The sequence below is a fragment of the Glaciibacter sp. 2TAF33 genome, from assembly GCF_052114945.1.
In the GTDB taxonomy this organism is placed as follows: domain Bacteria; phylum Actinomycetota; class Actinomycetes; order Actinomycetales; family Microbacteriaceae; genus Cryobacterium.
Genome location: NZ_JBFRFS010000027.1, coordinates 1 through 1,754, shown reverse-complemented (window position 1 = coordinate 1,754; position 1,754 = coordinate 1). Strand labels below are relative to the sequence as shown.

Genomic DNA, 1,754 nt, shown 5'->3' with positions numbered 1-1,754 from the left:
GCTTGCGGTGGGGTTGTGGTGGGTTATTGGATGCGGCCGCCGCGGCGGGGGGTTCTGGTGATGTCGATGCTGGCTGGGGGGATGAACCAGGGGATGTTGTCGATGATTTTGATGTCCCAGCCTTCGCTGTGGAGGAGGTGGTGGTGGGGGCTGCAGAGGAGGACGCCGTTGCTGAGGTTGGTGGTGCCGGCGTGTTTCTTCCACCATTTGAGGTGGTGGACTTCGGTGTAGCCGGGTGGTTTGTTGCAGTTGCACCAGGCGCAGCCGCCGTCGCGGTCGATCAGGGCGAGTTTCTGGGCGCGGGTGAAGAGGCGTCTGGCGCGGCCGAGGTCGAGGACTTCGCTGTCGCCGCCGAGGACCAGGGGGATGATGTCGGCGTCGGCGGCGAGTTTCCGGGCTGTTCCGGCGGAGATGGGTTGTTCGGTGCCGTCGATTTGGGCGGTGGCGGGGATTCCGGCGGCGGCGAGGTCGTTGATCAGGGTGTCGTAGTCGAGTCGGACGACGATGGTGGTGTGGGCGAGGGCGGGGAACGCGTTCTCGCAGCCGAGGACGTGTTTGAAGGTCTCGACGAGGTGGTCGGCGCGGATCTGTTCGATGCTGCGGCCGTCCGTGTCATGGTCGGGGAGGACCTCATGGTTCTCGTCACAGCCGTCCCCGCAATCGTCTCCACAGTCATCTCCGCAGCTGTCTCCGCAGTGGTCGTGCTTGCCGTCCCCGCAGTCGTCTCCGCAACCGTCTCCGCAGTCGTCCCCGCGGCCGTCCCCGCAACCGTCCCCGCAGCCGTCCCCGCGGTCGTGGTGCGGGGCGTCGTGCTGGGGGGTGGTGGGGGTGTGTTCGAAGCGGACTTTTCTGAGGGTGTCGGCGACGAGGCCTTCGAGGCCGGCGCGGACGTAGCTCATGCTCAGCGGGTCGAGGAGCACTTCGAGGCGTTCCATCCCGTTGGCTCGGGTGCTGTAGCGCACGGATCGGTCGTTGATGAGTTCCTGTTCGCGGGGTTCGATGCCGTCGGTGTCGAGCCGGTCCCGGCAGAGGATCGCGAGTTTCCGGACCGAGTCGGCGGGGTTCTCCGTCCCGAACTGGACCAGCGCCTGTTCGGCGGCGTCGACGGCGGCCCGCTCGGCGCGGGGGGACGCCTGTCCGAGGGAGCTGATGATGTGCAGGGCGGAGTCGACGCCGAGGTCGCCGGCGTGCACGGCCGCGGCGACTGCCGGCCAGAGCGCCGGGAGTGGTTCGCCTTGCAGGGTGTTCCGGTGCCGGGTGGCTTCGCCGACCCGGCAGAGCCGGGCCGCTTCGGCGGTTGTGATCCGGCCGAGTTCGGCCGTCAGCGCCGGCGCGGTGCCCCACCCGTTTTTCTTCGCCAGGCTCTCGGCGCCGAGTTCCGGCCGGGAGAGGTAGGCGAGTTGCCCGGCGCCGGCGGTGAGCAGCGCGTCGAGGTGCCGTTTCAGGGCGAACCCGGCCTGGAGCACCCGGATCAGCCCGTTCTCGCCCATCCGGGCCGCGTCGCGGGCGGGGTCGTGGGTGTCCTGGGCCCTTCCGAACGCCGGTAGCGCGCCGGCCCATTCGGTCGCGAACGCTTCCGCTGATTCCAGCAGGGCGAGGGTCGAAGCGGCCGGTGTGCCGGGGGTGTTTCCCGTTCCCGGTGGTGCCGCCTCGACGGTTGTTGTCATATCCTCATTTTACCTGAGTTTCGTACTTAAGTCCACTACTTTTTTGCCCTGGTCTGGCAATTTACCGCCCTGAACCGGTGTCGGAGG

1 protein-coding gene is annotated in these 1,754 nt (G+C 68.2%); it reads right to left on the bottom strand.

What is annotated here, in order from left to right; translation table 11 throughout:
- Positions 1 to 23: 23 nt before the first annotated feature.
- On the bottom strand, positions 24 to 1,667 hold the full coding sequence (locus AB4Y94_RS17755) for a DUF222 domain-containing protein (protein ID WP_441729347.1): 1,644 nt from the start codon (positions 1,665 to 1,667) through the stop codon (positions 24 to 26).
- Between the last annotated feature and the right edge of the window lie 87 nt (positions 1,668 to 1,754).